We start from the raw sequence: 17,376 nt of genomic DNA on the forward strand, positions 1-17,376 counted from the left end.
TTTCTAGTTCCCAGGCCGAGCTGGTGTAACAGTTACGCTCCGTAATTTTGCAGATTAACCGGCAAGCGAATGGTGAAAGTAGAACCAACACCCTCCTGACTTTTTACTGAAATATTGCCACCCATCATTAGGCAAAAACGCTGGCTAATTGCTAGTCCCAAGCCGGTGCCGCCGTACTTGCGGGTGGTGGAAGCGTCTGCTTGGGTAAACGGTTGGAAAATTTGCTGCAACTGGTCGGGAGTCATCCCAATTCCTGTATCTGTACAATTAACAACTAAAAATTCTTTACTAGCAATTGAATATTGAGAACTTGCCGCAGGTTCAGAAGTGTTTTCTTGTTTTGCTTCGCTGCTGTCGCCCGCAATTTTTTCTCGGCTGGCTGTGAGGGTAATTGTACCGTTTTGAGTGAATTTGGCGGCATTGCTCAGCAAATTTAATAAAATCTGCTGCACTTTCGTAATGTCACCGTGCATAGTGCCGATATTCGTAATTTGGTGCAGGTTTAGAGTGTTGCCGTTTTTCTCAATTAGCGGCGCGGCGGTGGAGGCGACATCTTCAATCAAGGCGGCGATGTCGAAGGTTTCTAAGTAAAGATCCATGCGACCGGCTTCGATTTTAGAAATGTCGAGAATGTCGTTAATTAGCGATAGCAAGTGTCTGCCGGAAGTGCGAATTTTGTCTAAATCTGGGGTGAGTTCATCGTAACCCAATTCTGCAGTTTCTTCTTGGAGCATTTCGCTGTAGCCGATGATCGCATTCAGAGGTGTTCGCAGTTCGTGGCTCATGTTTGCTAAAAATGCGCTTTTTGCGGTGGAAGCGGCTTCGGCTGCTTCTAGGGCGAGTTGCAAGGCGGATTCAAAGACTTTGCGATCGCTAATATCCTCGACGCTGCCTTCATAGTAGAGTACCTCGCCGTCCGCGTCGCACACTGCACGCGCGCTTTCGGAAATCCAAATTACACTGCCGTCAACGCGGTAAACTTCTGACTCAAACCCCGAAATTTCTCCGAATTCTTCCATCACCCGCATAAACTTGTCGCCCTGTTGAGGATTGACGTAAGCTTGCTGTCTGATGTTTGTGAGATTTGATGTTAATTCTTCGGGACTGGCGTAGCCGTAGATGCGCGCTAAAGCTGGATTTACGCTCAAGAAGTGGCCTTCGGGGGTTCTTTGAAAAATCCCTTCCACGGCATTTTCAAAGATGCTGCGATATTTTTGTTCTGCTTGACGCAAAGCGATTTGTGTACGATCGCGCTCACTGGCTTCGATCGCCAATGATACCAAATCTGCCAGGGAAGCAGCAAAATTTTGTTCTTCTAATGTCCAGTTGCGAGTAGTTCCCACTTGTTCGATACAGATGACTCCCACTGTTTGTCCGCCGAGGCGCACTGGCGCGTCTAAGGTAGAAGTAGTGCCAGCTTGTGAAAAGTAAGATTCGGCAAATTCTCTAGTTCTAATATCTGAGAGAGCGTCCTCGGCTGCGATCGTCCGGTGTTCTTCCAAAGCTTTAAAATAAGCTGGATAGTCTGCTGCTGCGAGTTCATTACCTTGGGAATGCTGGTGCTTGCTGCGGCTAAATTGGTCGAGACATTGCAGTTTCGAGCGACTCTCATCATACAGCCACGCGCCAGCTTTTTCTGTCTGTAAGGTATGAGCCGCCGCTTCGGTGATTTCCCTCAAAGCTACTTGCAAATCGCCTCGATACAGCGCTTTATTTCTTGCCAATTCTACCAAAACCGTATTGTGTTTGAGCAATTGTTTTTGCCTTTGGCGTCGCGCCGATTCGCCTCGCTTCTGTTCGGTAATGTCGCGGGCTACCACAATGACGGATTCTTCTGAAAGCGGTGAAATGCTGGCGGCAAACCAAAGTTCGCGCTCCTCAATGGTTAAATCGTACTCGATGCTGACAGTTTGCTGAGTATCTAAAGCTGCGCGGATGTGGTTGAGAAAATTGTCGGCTGTAGCTTGCGGAAACACCTCTCTGACTGTTTTGCCAACTAATTCTTCGGCTGGTTTGTAGAGCAGAGAAAGATTTGTGGGCGCGATTTTTAAATAGCGACCGCTGGCGTCCACAACTATAATTAATTCGTTCATAGCTGCAAACAAAGCCCGCAATTCTGCTTCGGCCGCTTCGAGTTCGGCAGTCCGCTCTGCTACTCGCTGTTCTAAACTAGAGTTGGTTTGTTCTAGGGCAATAAAAGACGATCGCAATTGTCGGGCCATTTGATTGAAAGACTGAGCTAGAAGGCCGAGTTCTTTGACGCCTTGAACTTCGACTTCGCCGTTTAATTCTGCGGAGGTGAAGTCGGATGCTTCGGACATTTTTTTTAAAGCTTTGGAAGCTTCCAGCAATCGGGTAATCGGTTTGACAACCCAGCGAGAGGTGAAAATTCCGAGTGCGATCGCCAGTACGAAGGCAAAAAAGCACAATAAAATAGTTGTGCGAGTGTTGGCGTTAATTTGCTCCATAAAGTCTGCTTCCGGGATTGCGACTACAACCAGCCAATCGAGGCCACGACCGTCTTGCAGGGGAGCAACGGTAATGAATTGACGTTTGCCGTCTATCTCGAAGGTAAACTGTCCTTTGCTGTCAATGCGTTCAAAACTACCAAATCGTTTTTGCAAATATATGGAGGCCGATCGAATTAGCAAATTTTTGCTCTGTGTCGCCAACAGCCGTTTTTGTCCGTCTTTGTCGGTGACAAAGGGCAATTCGTCTGTGGAACTGGCGACTATTTGGCCGCTGCGTTCGATCGCGAAAATTTGTCCCGACGGGCTAATTTTGATACTTTTGAGAAAATCGCTGATTTGAGAAAGAGTCAGGTCAATTGCCAATACCCCCCGCAGGTTTCCTGTTTCATTGTAAATAGGCATCACCGGCGTAATCCCCAGAACTGGCGGGGCTGCGAAGACGTAGATGGGAGACCAAGTGGCTTTTCCTGACTTTTTGGCAGCTTTGTACCACGGTCTAGTACGGGGGTCATAGAACACGGTTTGGATTAGCTCAGTGCGATTTCCTTGGCTGTCCAGGCGATAAATTTGGCGGTTTGGAGCGGTTGATTCGTCTCTGATGTATACTAAGTCTTCTGCTTCTCGCCTGAGCAAGAGGAATTTGCCCTGTTCGTCGCCGTAGTAGATGGTTGTAGTTCGATCGCTCAGCTTGGTCTGGTTCCACAAATAGCGCTCTAAGTTGGGGAAGTCTTCCGGGTCTATGTTTCCAGAGGCGATCGCAGCACTATTCATTTGCAGGAATAAATGAGACACATCCCCAAAACTGCGGAAATTTTCTTTAGTCCTCGCTGCGACTTCCAAGCTTAACCTCGTAGCAAGGTCATTGACGGCTTTCTGGCCGTTGCGAAACGAAAGCCATCCAGTCACGCCGACTGCTACGGAGATTTGCACCACCAGCGGTATCAACAAGACTAGGCTCAGTGACATCTTGGGGGAGCTTTTCATCAGACAACTGTTCAGACTTTTCAATAACATCAATATTCTGACACCTACCGAGTTTGCCGATCGTTTGTCGTTTAAAAGATGCCCTAGATATAAGTTACAAAATTGTACAGCAATAGTGAAGTGCGGTAGCCGATCGCTCAAAACGGGGCTGAGGTTTCCACCGCTACTGTAAAAAATTGTAATATTAATCATGCCACTACTTGCCTGAATGTGGCGATCTCTCTGGGGACTCGCGGTCAAAAAGTCACACCAAGTTAGAACAAATGCAATTGTAGACCCGCGATCCAACCCTGGTTGTCATCAGTCATTCCCAATTATTCAATTCTTTAATCTAAAATTTAAAATCTCAAATCTAAAACTGTATCAGTTCCTCCGGCTGCAGATGCCCCACCTTACCCCTGCTTAATAAAAATTTGATTTTAATTTTTTCTACAGTGCCAGGACAAATGTAAATTCTGTGACAATCGAGTGTTAAAAAATTTGCTATTAATAAGATAAGCCGCCAAAATCCCGATCGAACAAAGAGGATAATTGAAGCATCTGCATTTCATCAACGCCAGCCAAGTAAAGCGTTTTTGGCTTTTTTGGACGATGGCTTACGCCCCGCTACGCTACGACATTTTGGCCAAATAATACTTCTGGAGGATGACATGAACTATACATTTGAAATCCTGGGCGTATCACCAACTTTAACATTTTTTAACCAGCAGCAGGAATTGCTGAAACAACAGGAGCCGTCGGGTGTAGAATACTTGGGAAACTGGAAGTGCACTCTCGATGCGTTTGTGGCATCCGTGGAGACAGTTTCTCCTTACCGGGGCTGGGATGTCGATCGAGTTGTAGACACCGTGATTAGTTTCTGGATGAACAACTCCGATAGCATCCAGTATTGGAGGCATAGGCTGGAGGATGCCGGCAGCGAAAACTTGTTAGTAGCCAGAGTAGGCGATATCAAGTCTTTGCAAGCCGCCTTTGAATCGCTGCTGGGCGAATAGGAAAATCGCCAATTGCGAAAAAGTCGATCGACTTTTTCGCAAAAATCAACTCAACTGTCTATTCGCAATTCCCAATTCCCCTGATTCGCGGCACTGAAGTCGCAGATATAAAATATCTGTTTCTTCCAGCTTCTAGCTTCCATCTGCCTGATGTCTTCAACATCTGGCTAATGACTAATGACTTCGCAATTGGCAATTCCCAAATATTATGTCTCGTTCCAAAGCCCTGCAATCTTATATTTTTGTCCGCTTGCTCCTCGCACCGCTAATGTTGTGGACAATCACCACAGCAGTATTTTTGTTGCTGCGGGCCACTCCGGGCGACCCCATAGATGCCATTCTCGGCTCACGAGCTCCCGCAGGCGCCAAAGAAGCAATGCGAACTCAACTCGGCCTCGACGCACCCCTGTGGCAGCAATATCTCAAATACATGAAAGACTTGTTGAGCTTCGACTTGGGAACCTCCATCACCACTCGCGGACAAACCGTGTGGCAAATTATCGGCGACTATTTCCCCGCTACAGTGGAATTAGCAGTTTGTAGCATGGCCATAGCTTTAATTGTCGGCATCAGTATCGGTTCCCTAGCAGCATCTCGCCCCAACACTATTTTCGATGCTGTCGGTCGTTTGTTTGGCATTATCACTTACTCGCTGCCCGCTTTTTGGGCAGGCATGGTTTTGCAGTTGATTTTCGCAGTGCAGTTGGGATGGTTTCCCTTGGGAACTCGCTTTCCCGTCACATTCCCCGCCCCCGAAGGCTACACAGGACTATACACGATTGACAGTCTCCTGAGCGCTAACCCTGGTCAGTTTCTCACATCTTTGCATTATTTGGCACTTCCGAGTTTGACGCTGGGCATTCTTTTGAGCGGCATTTTCGAGCGCATTGTCAGGGTGAATCTCAAGCAAACTTTGCAAGCAGATTATGTCGAAGCAGCTAGAGCCAGAGGCATTCCCGAATTGCAGATTTTATGGGCTCACGCTCTGAAAAATGCGCTAATTCCCGTGATTACTGTCTTAGGATTGACTTTTGCTGCACTGTTGGGCGGTGCTATTTTAACAGAGGTTACTTTTTCTTGGCCGGGGTTGGCAAATCGCCTTTACGAAGCGATTAGCTTGCGGGATTATCCAACTGTTCAAGGTATTGTGGTGTTTTTTGCGGCAATTGTCGTAATTGCCAGCATTGTAATTGATATTTTGAACGCTTACGTTGACCCGCGAATTCGGTACTAAAAATATTAAGGAAGAACGGCAACGGATGCGCGACTATGCCACTTTCGGCTTTTTCTACCTGTACTTTCTGCCTTCGCGAGATGTTGCAGCCAGCGGTGGCCCTGTAGAAGCAGTTGTCAAAAAGATCGATCGGCTTTTAGAGTGACGACACTTGGCAATTTATGGGCAATACTGGAGAAAATAAAATTATACATTTGAGGAAACGCTGATGAGATTATTGCGAACAATCGCCGCTCTATCGGCGGCCTTGACCCCACTGATGGCTGAAGCTGCCTTTAGCCGTCCCATGCCGGGAACAGCCGACTTTCCCAGAGCCTCAAACCCCCAAGTAAATGTGCCGGTTTGCTTCATCGAAACCCGAGGCGGCACAACTTTTGATTTAGTCAGCTTGTGCGGCAGCAATGCTGCTCCCCAAAACACTGCTCCGGTTGCGGGCAACCCCGCCAATGCTCCTGCAAATAACCCCAATGGAGGTGCTCCGCCTGCTCCCCCGAACCCCAACGCCATCACCGTAGATGGTGCCGGCACGCCGATAACTACTCCTGCAGGCACGGCAAATCCCAACAATCAGAATAATCAGAATCCGGGAACGGCCCCCAATACCAATCAGAATAATCAGAATCCGGGAACTGCGCCCGCAGGTACTCCCAATAATGCCAATCCGGGAAGTTCACCGAGTACCAATCCCAATAATCTCAATCCGGGAAGTTCGCCCTATACCACTCCGAATAATAATGCCAATCCGGGAACTTCGCCGAATACCACTCCGAATAATAATGCCAATCCGGGAACTTCGCCGAATACCAATCAGAATAATCTCAATCCGGGAAGTTCGCCCTATACCACTCCGAATAATAATGCCAATCCGGGAAGTTCGCCGAGTACCAGTCCCAATAATAGTGCGTCTCCCACGGGTGGAACTGCTGGCGACAGCAACGGCGATTTAGTTCCCACTCCCAATCTCAATCTTCCGAGAGTGCCGCCGAGTTCCTTTGGCCCCGGAGGTGTGGCACCGACTAGAGATGCGATTGATGGCCCCCGCCAGTAATAGGCGAAGTGCTAGAACTTTCATCACAGAAACCGGGTTTCTCTGAAACCGTCTCTTTTTTAGGGATTGTTCACCCGCGAGAAAGCCGGAATATTTATTTGCCTGCGTAATATTGATGTCAGGTGCGATCGGCATATTTTGTAGCAGAGTAGCCAAATAAAAGTTAAGCTAAGAACTTGTAGACGCTATCGGCCAAGCACTCTTTCAAAACTGGACAACCAGGTAGAAGCAGTGATAGATAGCCAGCTTTAATCCGTAACAGGATTAGTTATCAGCAAAGGTTAAATTTATTACCAGGCGGGTGCTCGCCAGCTCCAAGTTCTCAAGCTAAGCCATTAAACAGGCATATTTTTGTTAAGCCAGTGTGGTTTGGAAAGTACCGGCTGATAACATTAGCGAGACAAAATTAACCCGATTATTCCGAGGCTCTTCATGAGCAAAATATTTGTTTTAAATTGGAACAAAATTGCTCTAGACCCGATCGCACTTGAGGAGGACACCTAGTGTCAAACTTAGTTCAACGCTTAGAAATAACCGCTCATCCGCAACTAGAAAAATCCCTCGGCTATCGAGGAGATAGTCGCTGGGTAGCTTGGCGCTGGGAGCCCGACATCGACCAACTTATTTCCAGCGACGGCAAAACAGTCGGTACTGGCAATAATATGGCTTGGCTGGTGTTTTTGCAGCACGATTTAGTCGATCCTGCGCTACAAGAGTACAACCTCGGCGAGGGCGATCGCTACTGGCTGCTTTTAGACACCGAAACTAGAAATCTCTACGTCGGCGAAGGGAAAACTGTTCAAAGTTTGCTCGAACAGCCGGAAAGTTTAGGTTTATTGGCCTGTCTCGATGGCGGGAATGCCGATCGACAAACTGGTGAAAATTGGCAGCAAACCCTATCTCAACTAACAGCCAAACCAGTTGTTCGCAACCTGACAAATGCCCTTCCTTTCGGTATCGCGGCCGCTTTGATAGGTGCTTTAGGAATCGGAACCGGATTGTGGGTAGTGCCAACTGTGCAGCAGAAACTAGCCGAAAAAACAGCTTTTATTTCCCCAATTAGTTCTGGCGCCAACTGCGGGCTTGGCGGTTCCGACGATTTTTCAGGTTATATCGGTTCCTCAAGCGGAAACAAAGAACTTCATTTAATAGGCGTTTACGAAGCCAATGCGGATCACAAGAACCGAGATTTATCAAAAAGTGCGATCGAAGTCAAAGTAGAACGCCGAAACAAGCCAATAATTCTCGCGCTTTCAGCCTACGAACCGGTTAACTGGAATGTCACTGTAGAACCGGGCGCAGTTATCGAAAAAATCATCGTTAACGGATACCAAAACCAAACTGTTTCAGGAGTTTCGGGAATTCCAATTGAAGAGCACAGCTACGAAGAAACCGGAGACTATCTCGGCGACTTTATCTACAACTGGGGTGCTACCCCTGAAAGTAGCAATACTTCTTCCCTCGTGACTAAATTGGAACAGACAAACCGCACCAGTTTAACTTCTTTTCAAGGATGCTACAGAGGTAAGAACTTTAGTATTAATTGACAGCAGCGACAGAGGCCGATAAGTTATACGATTTTCGATTTTAGATAGGGAATAGCTGATTAGATATGGATTTGGAATTTGTTACAGTTCCATGCTTTTTTTTACTGGTGTTAAAACCTATCCCCCTAAAATCACAAAACCCGCGTCGGCGGGTTTTTTATTGAGAGTTAAACTTATTTGCACCTCTATGGTATGATACTCGGTGGCGCGATCGCCAATTCCCAATTCTAACAATACTAATATATTTGCTATGAAATACTGGTACGAAACGCTCGCAGTAGCACAGCGGATTTTAATTGAATTGGGGAGGCGGCGACGCAGCTTAGTATTGTGGAGTATTTTTCCAGTTTCTATCTTGCTAATTAACGGTTTAATTTTAAAAGAACGCGCTAATCTCAGCACAGCAAAAGCCTTTGAAGTTGCTGCACCTGCAAGCTTAGTAGGAGCAGCTTTATTTTTTAGCTGTCTCGGTGGTAGCGTAGCAACAGTAGTAGCAGAGCGAGAACAGCATACCCTCAAACGCTTGTTTATTTCCCCGCTGAGCGGCACTTCCTACTTTTTAGGAATTTTCCTGGCCCACAGTTGCATCGGCATCGGTCAGGTAATTTTAGTATACACGATCGCCTCTTGTTTAGGAGCACAATTTCAAGGCTCAATCCTGTTAGGATGTGCGATTATTCTGCTCAGTATTGTATCTTATGTAGGTGTAGGCTTTATTCTTGGCACCCAGTTTGCGAGGCGCACTGAAGATGTCAACTCCCTAGTAGCAGCTTTCGGCGTTCCTTTGTTGATTTTAGGAGGCGCGTTTTTGCCTACTTCGCTCTTTCCCCAAAGTCTGCTGGAACTCGCCCAGTACAATCCAATTTATCACATGAACGAAGCACTAATGGGCGTGTGGGCTGACGGCAAAGATTTGGCTGATATTGCAGAACACTTTTGGTATTTATTCATATTTTCTATTGCCATGATTGCAGGTGGATGGCTTTCTTACCGCAGGATGCTGAGAGTAGAAAGAAGACTTTAAAACTATCTCATTATGTCGGAATTATTCATCTATCTCTTCTCTGACTCAGCGCCCTCTGCGCTCTCTGCGGTTTAATCGTTTAGAAACAACCGTAAATATATAAAATAATACGGAGAATTAAAGCAGTGCTGCAAATAGAAAAGCTAAATAAGTCCTATGGCGAGCGTTCAGTGCTTAAAGATTTAACACTGCACATTCAATCTGGAGAAATTTACGGTTTGCTCGGGCCAAACGGGGCGGGTAAAACTACAACTATCAATATTTTATGTAATTTGCTAAATGCCGACAGCGGTCAAGTTTCTATTAATGGCGAACCGGTTTCCGAAGCTACTAAATTATTAATAGGTGTAGCGCCCCAAGAAAATTTGCTTTACAAAAGCCTTAGCTGCGAGGAAAACCTCAACTTTTTTGCTCAAATCTACGGCTTAGAGCGCAAGCAGCGGCGCTATCAAGTAAGACACTGTTTGAAAGCAGTAAATTTGACAGATAGAGCTACAAGCCCCGTGGAAACTTTGAGCGGAGGAATGCAGCGCCGTTTGAATATTGCGGTAGCATTGGTGCACCAACCTAAATTAGTAATTTTAGACGAACCGACAACGGGTTTAGATATTGAGGCCCGCTATGAAATTTGGGAGTTAATTCAGCGCTTGCAATCGGAAGGAGTTACAATTCTGCTGACAACTCATTTATTGGATGAAGCTGAGCGTCTGTGTCAGAAAATCGGTATTCTGAAAAATGGCAGTATTGTCGCTGAGGGCAGTTTGGAGGAGTTGCAAAAACTGATTCCGGCTCAAGAAATTATCGTGGTTAAAACCGACGAAGAAGCTGAAGTAATCGCCCGCGCTAAACAATACAGTTTCATCCCCCGCCGGTACGGTAGCGATTTAGCTTTTTGGCTGCCGGAACGTTTAGAATTAAAAGAGATTATTTTGCTGTTCGACGGGATTTCTATTGATTCAATTGCTCGGTATCCGGTGCGATTAGAACATATTTATGTCGAAGTCACCAAGCAAACTGTATCTTAATCCGCGTTCCTCCGCGTACATCCGCCACCATCTGCGGTTAAAGTTCCAAAGTAATTAACTGAGCAATTTCTTCAGTCTGAAAACCCAACGCCATCGGCTTTTGCACTCCCGGAATCACCTGCACATCATACAGTTCCGTGACAATTCCTTCAAAGCGCAACCAGTGAACGATCGCCCCAGTAGTCAAATCTATCGCCATCATACCACAGCGAGCCTCAGCATCCTTTGCTACCAATAACTCATCCAATTCTAAACCGCTAGCTGATTTTACCGTAGGTCAAGATTCGATCGCACTAAGCGGAGGTTTGAGTTTTGGTCAGTTGGAAATAACTCAAAATACTCAGGGAACTCTCATCAAAAATGTCTTGACAGGAGAGGAGTTAGGTGTGATGATTGGAGTGAGTGCCAATTCGATTACATCGGCTAATTTCCGGCGGATTTAGGAAAGAAACGAAAGACGGGGCGGGTTTATTTCTCCCTTGCCTAGCTTCAAATATTTTTGCTAAAACCCGCTCCTTGTATCTTGAAAGAGGTAGATTGTGATTTACCGTTGGGTGGGGGCGGGTTTACGAGATTATGGGTTTTAAGCAAATATTGTTGGTAAAACCCGCCCCTACAGCATCAAAAACTATACACAACCATGTTAGATCTCCGACTTCTTTAAGAAGTCGGGGATCTAGCCTTCACTGCCAACCTTTTTCTACACAGTCTTAACCCACTCGATCCAAGTTTCCATCGGGCGGAAACCCACTGATTTGTAAAGCTTTGTCGCCCCTGTCAAACTGTCAGCATCGACGCTGAGTTTAGCTGTGTTTGCACCCGCTGCTTTCAACTTATGCAAACCAGCTAATAGCATCGCTTTTCCTAAACCCATTTTCCGAAAATCGCGCCGCGTACCCAACAATTCAATCCAGCCGTCTTTTGTGGCGCTGCGGGCGTTTTTTTGGGGTTTGATTTGACAGTCGCAGAAAGCTGCAAATTTACGATCGCCCGAAACAGCAATCAAGTCTAATTCCGGCTGATAATTCGGATCTTGCATCCAATAACGCACGGTTTCCGCAGTTAAATCGTGGTGATTCCAGTGATCGATAAATGACTGGTTGAACATCTCTACCCAGGGTTGGATGTCTTGTTCTCCCGATACGTGTGTCAGTGCAAAATCTGCGGGGAATTCCGGCGCGGGAATCGGTTCGGCGAGGGATCGGGCCATTGTCCAAAAATAGCGATCGACCTCAAAGCCCTGTTTTTCTAACAGCCGCATCTCATCGGTTTGGTCCTCGCGGCTGTATGTACGCAATTTTGCAGGCAAATTCCGTTCTTTCGCGACTTCGCCCAGCCGCTTTTCGCCCCATTTAATGATATCTTTTTCCAAACCTGCGCCGCGCACGTTTGGATGCACGTAAAACCAGAGACAAGCGTCGATTTCCTCTGGCGAATCGGGCATATCTAGCAGTGCTAAACCGATTAGTTTGTAATTACCATCTTCCCACAATTGCACGTCGCGGGCTTTGTCGAGTTTGGGGGCATCAAGTATTAGCTTAAGTTCAGTTGCTGAGACTTCTTCGCCGAGTCTATCTACGGCTTCGCAAGCATCGATCAAATTTGCGATCGCGCACCAGTCAGTTTCGCCCTTGTAGGAGCGTGTTGTTAAGATATTCATAGAAAACTTGCAATCCGTAGTTTCGGACTGTTCCTCTTAAGTGGTATTGGCAAACAAGTACAGTGAATTTCTTGCAAAACTCCGAGTTTTTGATGATTAACCGCAGATGAACGCGGATAAACGCGGATGTAATGCAGATTTATTGTGGTGTCGATAAAACTCAGAAACCTGTTTATATCACCCAGGCTTTCAGGTTTTATCTAATTAGGCAATCATAAAAATTGTTTTGCCCTTTGGGGCTAATTTTGTAGGTGAGTTTATCGCTGGGTGTCGATGAGTCGCGCTCTCTTTCGTTACCAAGCTTGGTGCCTAAGTAACTCTTGTTTGAATAAAGTTTCTACAGCTAAGTAAAGAAGTTGTCACCCCCACTGGGTAGTTGATTTTTACTTTTGCTCTCTTTTACAATAAATCCTTTTTCAGGGATTTCTTGCTCCTCCTGTTAACTCGCCCGATCGGGTGAGGGGAGAATTTGAACTTATTTAAAAGTTCCCTATCTCAACTATAACCTGAGCTGTTTTTTTTTGCAAGTTTGAGGTGAGGAGAGTTTTGTTAGTATGGACTGGAGCAGGTTTTCGAGGGCAGAAGCATCGCAGTTTTAACCGACCGTAACAGTAGTTTTTATCAGTTTTTTACCGAATTTTAGGTGGGATTTATCCAAACGTTAAACTAACATTAAACTAGATTGCGGATTGGTAGAAGGTAAATATGCTTGACAACCTGGATTTAAACATTTCCCTAGATAAAGAAACCTACGATGCCAAGATAGAAGTTTTAATGCAACAGTTGCGATCGCTCCAACTGGCCTGCAGGGAAAAAAAATTGCCCGCAATTATCGTCCTCGAAGGTTGGGCCGCCGCCGGCAAGGGTGCTTTAGTCAAAAAAATGGTGGGGTATATGGACCCGCGGGGGTTTGCCGTCCACCCAATTTGGCCGCCGTCAGATGCAGAAATGGGCTATCCTTTCCTATGGCGGTTTTGGCAGAAACTCCCCGCCCGCGGCAAAATTGGTTTTTTCTACCACAGTTGGTACACTCATGTTTTAGAAGACCGATTGTTCGATCGAGTCTCCGAGGCAGAAGTACCGACAGCCATCCGGCAAATCAACGCCTTCGAGCGGCAGATGGTAGATGACGGCGCAGCAATTGCCAAATTTTGGATTCACCTCAGCAAAAAAGAGCTCAAGCACCGCCTCAAAAAACTAGAAGACGACACCTTACAAGCTTGGCGAGTGCGGCCCGAAGATTGGAAACAAGCCAAAAAATACGAAGAATACACAACTTTTGCCGAAGAAATGGTAGCCCAAACCGGCACGGGCCCGGTACCTTGGACGCTAGTAGAAGGCGATTGTCAGCGGTGGGCCAGAGTCAAAGTTTTAACGCAAATGGCAGCGACAATTACAGAAGCCTTAGACAGACTGCCGATGCAATCTGCACCCGTAAAATTGCCACCTCAAGAAAGCTTGCAACCCAGCGAACCCGACTTGCTGGCCCAAGTAGATTTAACTCAATCGCTGTCGCCCGACGAATACAAACAGCAACTTCGCGAACAACAAACCCGTTTTGGCAAACTGCAACAAAGCATCTACGAAGAGGAAATCCCCGTATTAGTGCTGTTTGAAGGTTGGGACGCCGCCGGTAAAGGAGGAGCAATCAAACGCTTGACGGACGTATTAGACCCCCGCAGTTACACCGTTAATGCCTTTGCGGCTCCGACAGACGAAGAAAAAGCACATCACTACCTCTGGCGGTTCTGGCGACGGCTGCCAACGGCTGGTAAAATCAGCATTTGCGATCGCAGTTGGTATGGTAGAGTGCTGGTCGAGCGAGTCGAAGGATTTGCCACCGAACCCGAATGGCGCCGAGCTTATCAGGAAATCAACGAATTTGAGGAGCAACTCACCAGTTTCGGTTGTGTCTTAGTTAAATTCTGGCTGCACATCAGTCCTGACGAGCAACTAAAGCGGTTTACAGAGCGGCAAAACAATCCCTTTAAACAATACAAACTCACCGAGGAAGATTGGCGAAATCGGGAAAAGTGGAATTATTATGAAGTGGCGGTGAATCAAATGATTCACCGCACCAGCACGCCGCTTGCTCCCTGGACGCTAATTGCGGCCGATAACAAGTATTATGCTCGTGTTAAAGTAATTCAAACGGTAACGCAGGCAATTCGGAATCAACTGAAGCGCCGATAAATTGGGATTGGTGAATGGGTAACAGGTAATGGGGACAAAAAGCAGGCAGCAGAAAGCAGAGTTGAATTGCCAATTTCACCTGCGGCGTGCTCGATTCATTACCAATTATCAATCAACCATTACCAGTTATCAATTACCAATTAACTGTCAGCAATCTGTGACTGGAAGTAGCGGGCTTCACCCTGCAGCCAATAGTTGATAGCTGACCGGAAGCGAGCATTAGGATAAATGCGATCGGGCTGCGTTATTGGCGAAAGTTAAAAACTCACCGATTCTCGTATTTCCTCCCGCAGCTAAATTCGCGCTCGTTTCCAAAACTTCTGTACTAATTTATGAAGACACAGAATATTGCAAGATGCCAGAACTGTTAGCTCGCATTCTATTTCTATTCCTCCTGTTCTCACTGCTCAAATCGTGGTGGGATCAATCAGGAGGCAAAGACAATCCATTATTAGATCGGCTGCGCGTTTTGCTGCTGATCAGCCTTTTGATCCTAGCTTTTTTTGCGCCAGACACCCCGGTCGGAGCAGCGATTTTCGGCTTAATAGCCTTCTTCTTTAAGCCGCTGGGTTTTTCAATCACGCTGCTGGTGATTGCATCCGCGCTGATCACGAACGGGGGCATCCGCAACCCGGCGCCGAGAATGATCTTGGCAGCCCTGCTAGTTTTGATCCTTTCGAGTATGCCAGTTGTCGCTTACTGGTTCGCCGAGCAAGCAGAACGGGACGCCGCCGCAGCCGTCCGCACAGTTTGCTGCGACGAAACCGCAGCGGCGATCGTCCTGCTGGGCAAAGGAACCACTCAGCCTCACATCCCCAACCGAGTAGCGATTCAACTGACAGATACAGGCAATCGCCTGCCCTATGCTGCCGTTTTGTACAGAAAACAACTCGCACCTATGGTCATCGTTACCGCTGGCCCGAGACGCGAGTTGGAGGGTTATGTTGGCGAAGCTAAGGATATCGAGACTTTGCTGGCAAACAACATGGGCGTGCCGCGCAGCAGTATTGTTCTAGACGATAACGGCAGCAACATACGCACCAGCGCTGAAGAAGTGAGAAAGATACTCGACAGCCGTGGCGCCGCGCGCAAAGTCATCCTGGTAACATCTGCGATTCAGATGCGGCGTGCTAGCCTCGCTTTTGCAAATATGGGAATCCAGGTGATTCCTAGAGCTACCGACTTCTACACTTTTCAACCCACCTCAGGAGGGAGTTCGAGACTGCGCTTAGACGCGGGAGATTTTTTGCCTAGTGCAGAAGCTTTGGTAACTACGACGCGAGTATTCGATGAATATTTCGGGTCTTTCTATTACTATTTGCGCGGCTGGCAGGCTCCCAGGGCCTAAAGTGGCAAGTTGCTGGTGTTTTTCTTAGGCAACAGCGACTGCTCCCCAGATTGGTTTAACATCTGATGAGAATGAGACCTTTGTGGGGAGCTGTTTTTTCTCATTTCGGCGGGGTTGCCGACGACCATGCTTGCCATTAATAAAAACAGCGCCCAAAAGAAAGCTGTCTCCGACGCAGGGGCTGCTTTTTTCGGTTGTTCTGGGGTTTTGACAGATTCGACGTTGACTTTGATATCTAGTTTGCCTTCAATTTCTTTGCCTTTGAGAACTCCGTCGCTGCATACACCCTTAAAAGTCATTGGAGCGGGCTTTGGTGCTTCTGCTTTAGCTTCTGCCATTTTTTTATCCTGGTTTTTGTAGATTCGGTTGGATAGTACATTCTCAGAGGTTCGGGGGTTTTCCGGACAGGATTTGGCGAACTCTGAAAGAATTAAGTTAAATATGCACGCCGCCCCTTGCTGGGGCTTAAACATAAGAATCTGAAGGCATTTCAAGCTAGTGCTTGTTTGTTTTGGCTAGCAGCGTTGCCTTGAAGCTGCTACTTATCTATCTGGGTGAAGGGGAGAGTTTTATGCAAATTACAGGTTTTTTATGAAAAATTTGTCAATAACTTTATTGGCTCCCGGCGGGCCGAAACGTCAATAGCCTGAAGTTCGAGCTTGGTTGAGCTCCCCGAAGAAACCCAGTTTCTTGCCGCAGCGTTCCCAAGTGACGCAATTCTGTTAATAAACTGGGTTTATGGCACAATATCGCGCCAGGAATGCCAATCTAAAATCTCAAATGATCTAAATAATCCAGAGTGAAAATACCCACCAGCAAACTATCTGGCTTGCAACCCGAACAACTGGAAGCTTGGGCAAAAGAGGCAATTAATCGCAGTAAATCCGGTCAAATCGCCGCGTACATACCCCTCCTGGCGCGAGCCGACCGACAATGGTTTGCCGTGCAAATTCGGGCAATTGACGGTCAATTTTTGAGCTGGGGTAGCATTGCTCAAACATTCTCGCTGATGAGCGCAGTCAAGCCCTTTGTGCTGCTTTATTTGCTGTGCGAATTGGGCGAAAAAACGGTATTTGACTGCGTTGGCTGCGAGCCTTCGGAGCTGCCTTTCAATTCCTTAACTCAACTCGAAATCGACCAAGGGAAGCCGAGAAACCCCATGATTAATAGCGGGGCGATCGCCCTAGCGTCTTTGATTCCCGGTCAAAATGCTGTGGCGCGCTGTCAAAACTTGCTCGATTGGCTGAATCAACAGGCAAACAGTCAGTTATTTGTTGACGAGTTAATGCTCGATTCAGTGAATTCAAGGCCGAATGAAAATAATAGGAATCTCGCCTTGAAAATGGTAGAATCGGGTTATATTCAAAACTCGAAAATTGCTTTAGAAACTTACAATCGCCTCTGCTGTTTGTCGGGAACTGTGGAGGATTTAGCTAAGCTGGGGATGGTTTTGGTAAATAGTGGCGATCGACAAATCGGGGAAAACTGCCGCACTGTCAAAGCACTAATGGCAACTTGCGGTTTGTATGAAGCATCCGCCCGCTTTGCGCTGCGGGTGGGGCTGCCTGCTAAGTCGGGAGTTAGCGGGGCAATGCTTTCGGTAATTCCGGGTCAAGGTGCGATCGGCTTTTACAGTCCGCCCCTAGATAAAGAGGGAAACTCTGTCGGTGGCTTATTTCTGTTAGAACAAATAGCTAAAACTTTGCGGCTGAGCGTGTTTGATTAGATTAGGAATTACGCACGGGTGGTCAGGGTTTCGACTTCGCTCAACCACCGGGGTTTTTTGCGAGAATATTTCGTGAATGTGCTGGCATAAACTGCCAAAAACCCGGTTTCTTTGGTTTTAA

At 46.9% G+C, this 17,376-nt stretch carries 14 protein-coding genes; 10 read left to right on the plus strand and 4 right to left on the minus strand.

Going from position 1 to position 17,376, the window contains the following annotated elements; all coding sequences use genetic code 11:
* Positions 1-32 precede the first annotated feature (32 nt).
* Positions 33-3,455 (minus strand): PAS domain S-box protein, encoded by a 3,423-nt coding sequence (locus QUA71_RS03890; protein WP_333282579.1) that lies wholly within the window; start codon positions 3,453-3,455, stop codon positions 33-35.
* Between the two features lie 650 nt (positions 3,456-4,105).
* On the opposite strand from QUA71_RS03890, the gene QUA71_RS03895 reads away from it, so the two are divergent.
* From QUA71_RS03895 to QUA71_RS03925, 7 genes are all read left to right on the plus strand, one after another.
* A complete protein-coding gene (locus QUA71_RS03895) occupies positions 4,106-4,450 on the plus strand; it encodes a hypothetical protein (protein WP_190663046.1) in 345 nt (114 codons plus the stop codon).
* Positions 4,451-4,658: 208 nt separating this feature from the next.
* Positions 4,659-5,684 carry an ABC transporter permease gene (locus QUA71_RS03900; RefSeq protein WP_333216861.1) on the plus strand — a complete coding sequence of 342 codons (1,026 nt, stop codon included), beginning with the start codon at positions 4,659-4,661 and terminating at the stop codon, positions 5,682-5,684.
* Positions 5,662-5,829: a hypothetical protein gene (locus tag QUA71_RS03905; RefSeq protein ID WP_333282375.1), complete on the plus strand. Its 168-nt coding sequence runs from the start codon at positions 5,662-5,664 to the stop codon at positions 5,827-5,829. Before QUA71_RS03900 ends, QUA71_RS03905 begins: the two co-directional genes overlap by 23 nt.
* Positions 5,830-5,892: 63 nt before the next feature.
* Entirely contained in the window at positions 5,893-6,732 is an 840-nt protein-coding gene (locus QUA71_RS03910) for a hypothetical protein (RefSeq protein WP_333282378.1), read from the plus strand.
* 503 nt (positions 6,733-7,235) lie between these two features.
* Positions 7,236-8,279, plus strand: coding sequence for a hypothetical protein (locus tag QUA71_RS03915; RefSeq protein WP_333282381.1), 1,044 nt, complete (start codon positions 7,236-7,238; stop codon positions 8,277-8,279).
* 250 nt (positions 8,280-8,529) lie between these two features.
* Positions 8,530-9,303, plus strand: coding sequence for an ABC transporter permease (locus tag QUA71_RS03920; RefSeq protein ID WP_333282384.1), 774 nt, complete (start codon positions 8,530-8,532; stop codon positions 9,301-9,303).
* 125 nt (positions 9,304-9,428) lie between these two features.
* Positions 9,429-10,328 carry an ABC transporter ATP-binding protein gene (locus QUA71_RS03925; protein WP_333282389.1) on the plus strand — a complete coding sequence of 300 codons (900 nt, stop codon included), beginning with the start codon at positions 9,429-9,431 and terminating at the stop codon, positions 10,326-10,328.
* Positions 10,329-10,365: 37 nt separating this feature from the next.
* On the opposite strand, the gene QUA71_RS03930 is transcribed toward QUA71_RS03925, so the two are convergent.
* Together QUA71_RS03930 and QUA71_RS03935 are read right to left on the minus strand one after the other, a co-directional pair.
* Positions 10,366-10,575: a DUF4915 domain-containing protein gene (locus tag QUA71_RS03930; protein ID WP_445243746.1), complete on the minus strand. Its 210-nt coding sequence runs from the start codon at positions 10,573-10,575 to the stop codon at positions 10,366-10,368.
* Positions 10,576-11,028: 453 nt separating this feature from the next.
* Complete coding sequence (locus QUA71_RS03935) at positions 11,029-11,988, minus strand: GNAT family N-acetyltransferase (protein ID WP_333282392.1); 960 nt, start codon at positions 11,986-11,988, stop codon at positions 11,029-11,031.
* Positions 11,989-12,693: 705 nt separating this feature from the next.
* Between QUA71_RS03935 and pap the strand changes: the two genes are divergently transcribed.
* Positions 12,694-14,181: a polyphosphate:AMP phosphotransferase gene (pap, locus tag QUA71_RS03940; RefSeq protein WP_333282395.1), complete on the plus strand. Its 1,488-nt coding sequence runs from the start codon at positions 12,694-12,696 to the stop codon at positions 14,179-14,181.
* A 355-nt stretch (positions 14,182-14,536) separates the two neighbouring features.
* Positions 14,537-15,529: a YdcF family protein gene (locus QUA71_RS03945; RefSeq protein ID WP_333282398.1), complete on the plus strand. Its 993-nt coding sequence runs from the start codon at positions 14,537-14,539 to the stop codon at positions 15,527-15,529.
* Here the strand turns inward: QUA71_RS03945 and QUA71_RS03950 are convergent.
* Positions 15,526-15,867, minus strand: a complete 342-nt coding sequence (locus QUA71_RS03950) for a hypothetical protein (protein ID WP_333282401.1) — start codon at positions 15,865-15,867, stop codon at positions 15,526-15,528. The genes QUA71_RS03945 and QUA71_RS03950 overlap by 4 nt on opposite strands.
* Before the next feature lie 461 nt (positions 15,868-16,328).
* On the opposite strand from QUA71_RS03950, the gene glsA reads away from it, so the two are divergent.
* Positions 16,329-17,255 (plus strand): glutaminase A, encoded by a 927-nt coding sequence (gene glsA, locus QUA71_RS03955; RefSeq protein ID WP_333282404.1) that lies wholly within the window; start codon positions 16,329-16,331, stop codon positions 17,253-17,255.
* The last annotated feature ends 121 nt before the right edge of the window (positions 17,256-17,376 follow it).

Source organism: Microcoleus sp. MON1_C5 (assembly GCF_036701875.1).
Classification (GTDB): domain Bacteria; phylum Cyanobacteriota; class Cyanobacteriia; order Cyanobacteriales; family Microcoleaceae; genus Microcoleus.

Coding starts and splice junctions, on each gene's coding strand:
- QUA71_RS03890 (WP_333282579.1), bottom strand. CDS start 3,455: ATGAAAAGCTCCCCCAAGATGTCACTGAGCCTAGTCTTGTTGATACCG.
- QUA71_RS03895 (WP_190663046.1), top strand. CDS start 4,106: ATGAACTATACATTTGAAATCCTGGGCGTATCACCAACTTTAACATTT.
- QUA71_RS03900 (WP_333216861.1), top strand. CDS start 4,659: ATGTCTCGTTCCAAAGCCCTGCAATCTTATATTTTTGTCCGCTTGCTC.
- QUA71_RS03910 (WP_333282378.1), top strand. CDS start 5,893: ATGAGATTATTGCGAACAATCGCCGCTCTATCGGCGGCCTTGACCCCA.
- QUA71_RS03920 (WP_333282384.1), top strand. CDS start 8,530: ATGAAATACTGGTACGAAACGCTCGCAGTAGCACAGCGGATTTTAATT.
- QUA71_RS03935 (WP_333282392.1), bottom strand. CDS start 11,988: ATGAATATCTTAACAACACGCTCCTACAAGGGCGAAACTGACTGGTGC.
- pap (WP_333282395.1), top strand. CDS start 12,694: ATGCTTGACAACCTGGATTTAAACATTTCCCTAGATAAAGAAACCTAC.
- QUA71_RS03945 (WP_333282398.1), top strand. CDS start 14,537: ATGCCAGAACTGTTAGCTCGCATTCTATTTCTATTCCTCCTGTTCTCA.
- QUA71_RS03950 (WP_333282401.1), bottom strand. CDS start 15,867: ATGGCAGAAGCTAAAGCAGAAGCACCAAAGCCCGCTCCAATGACTTTT.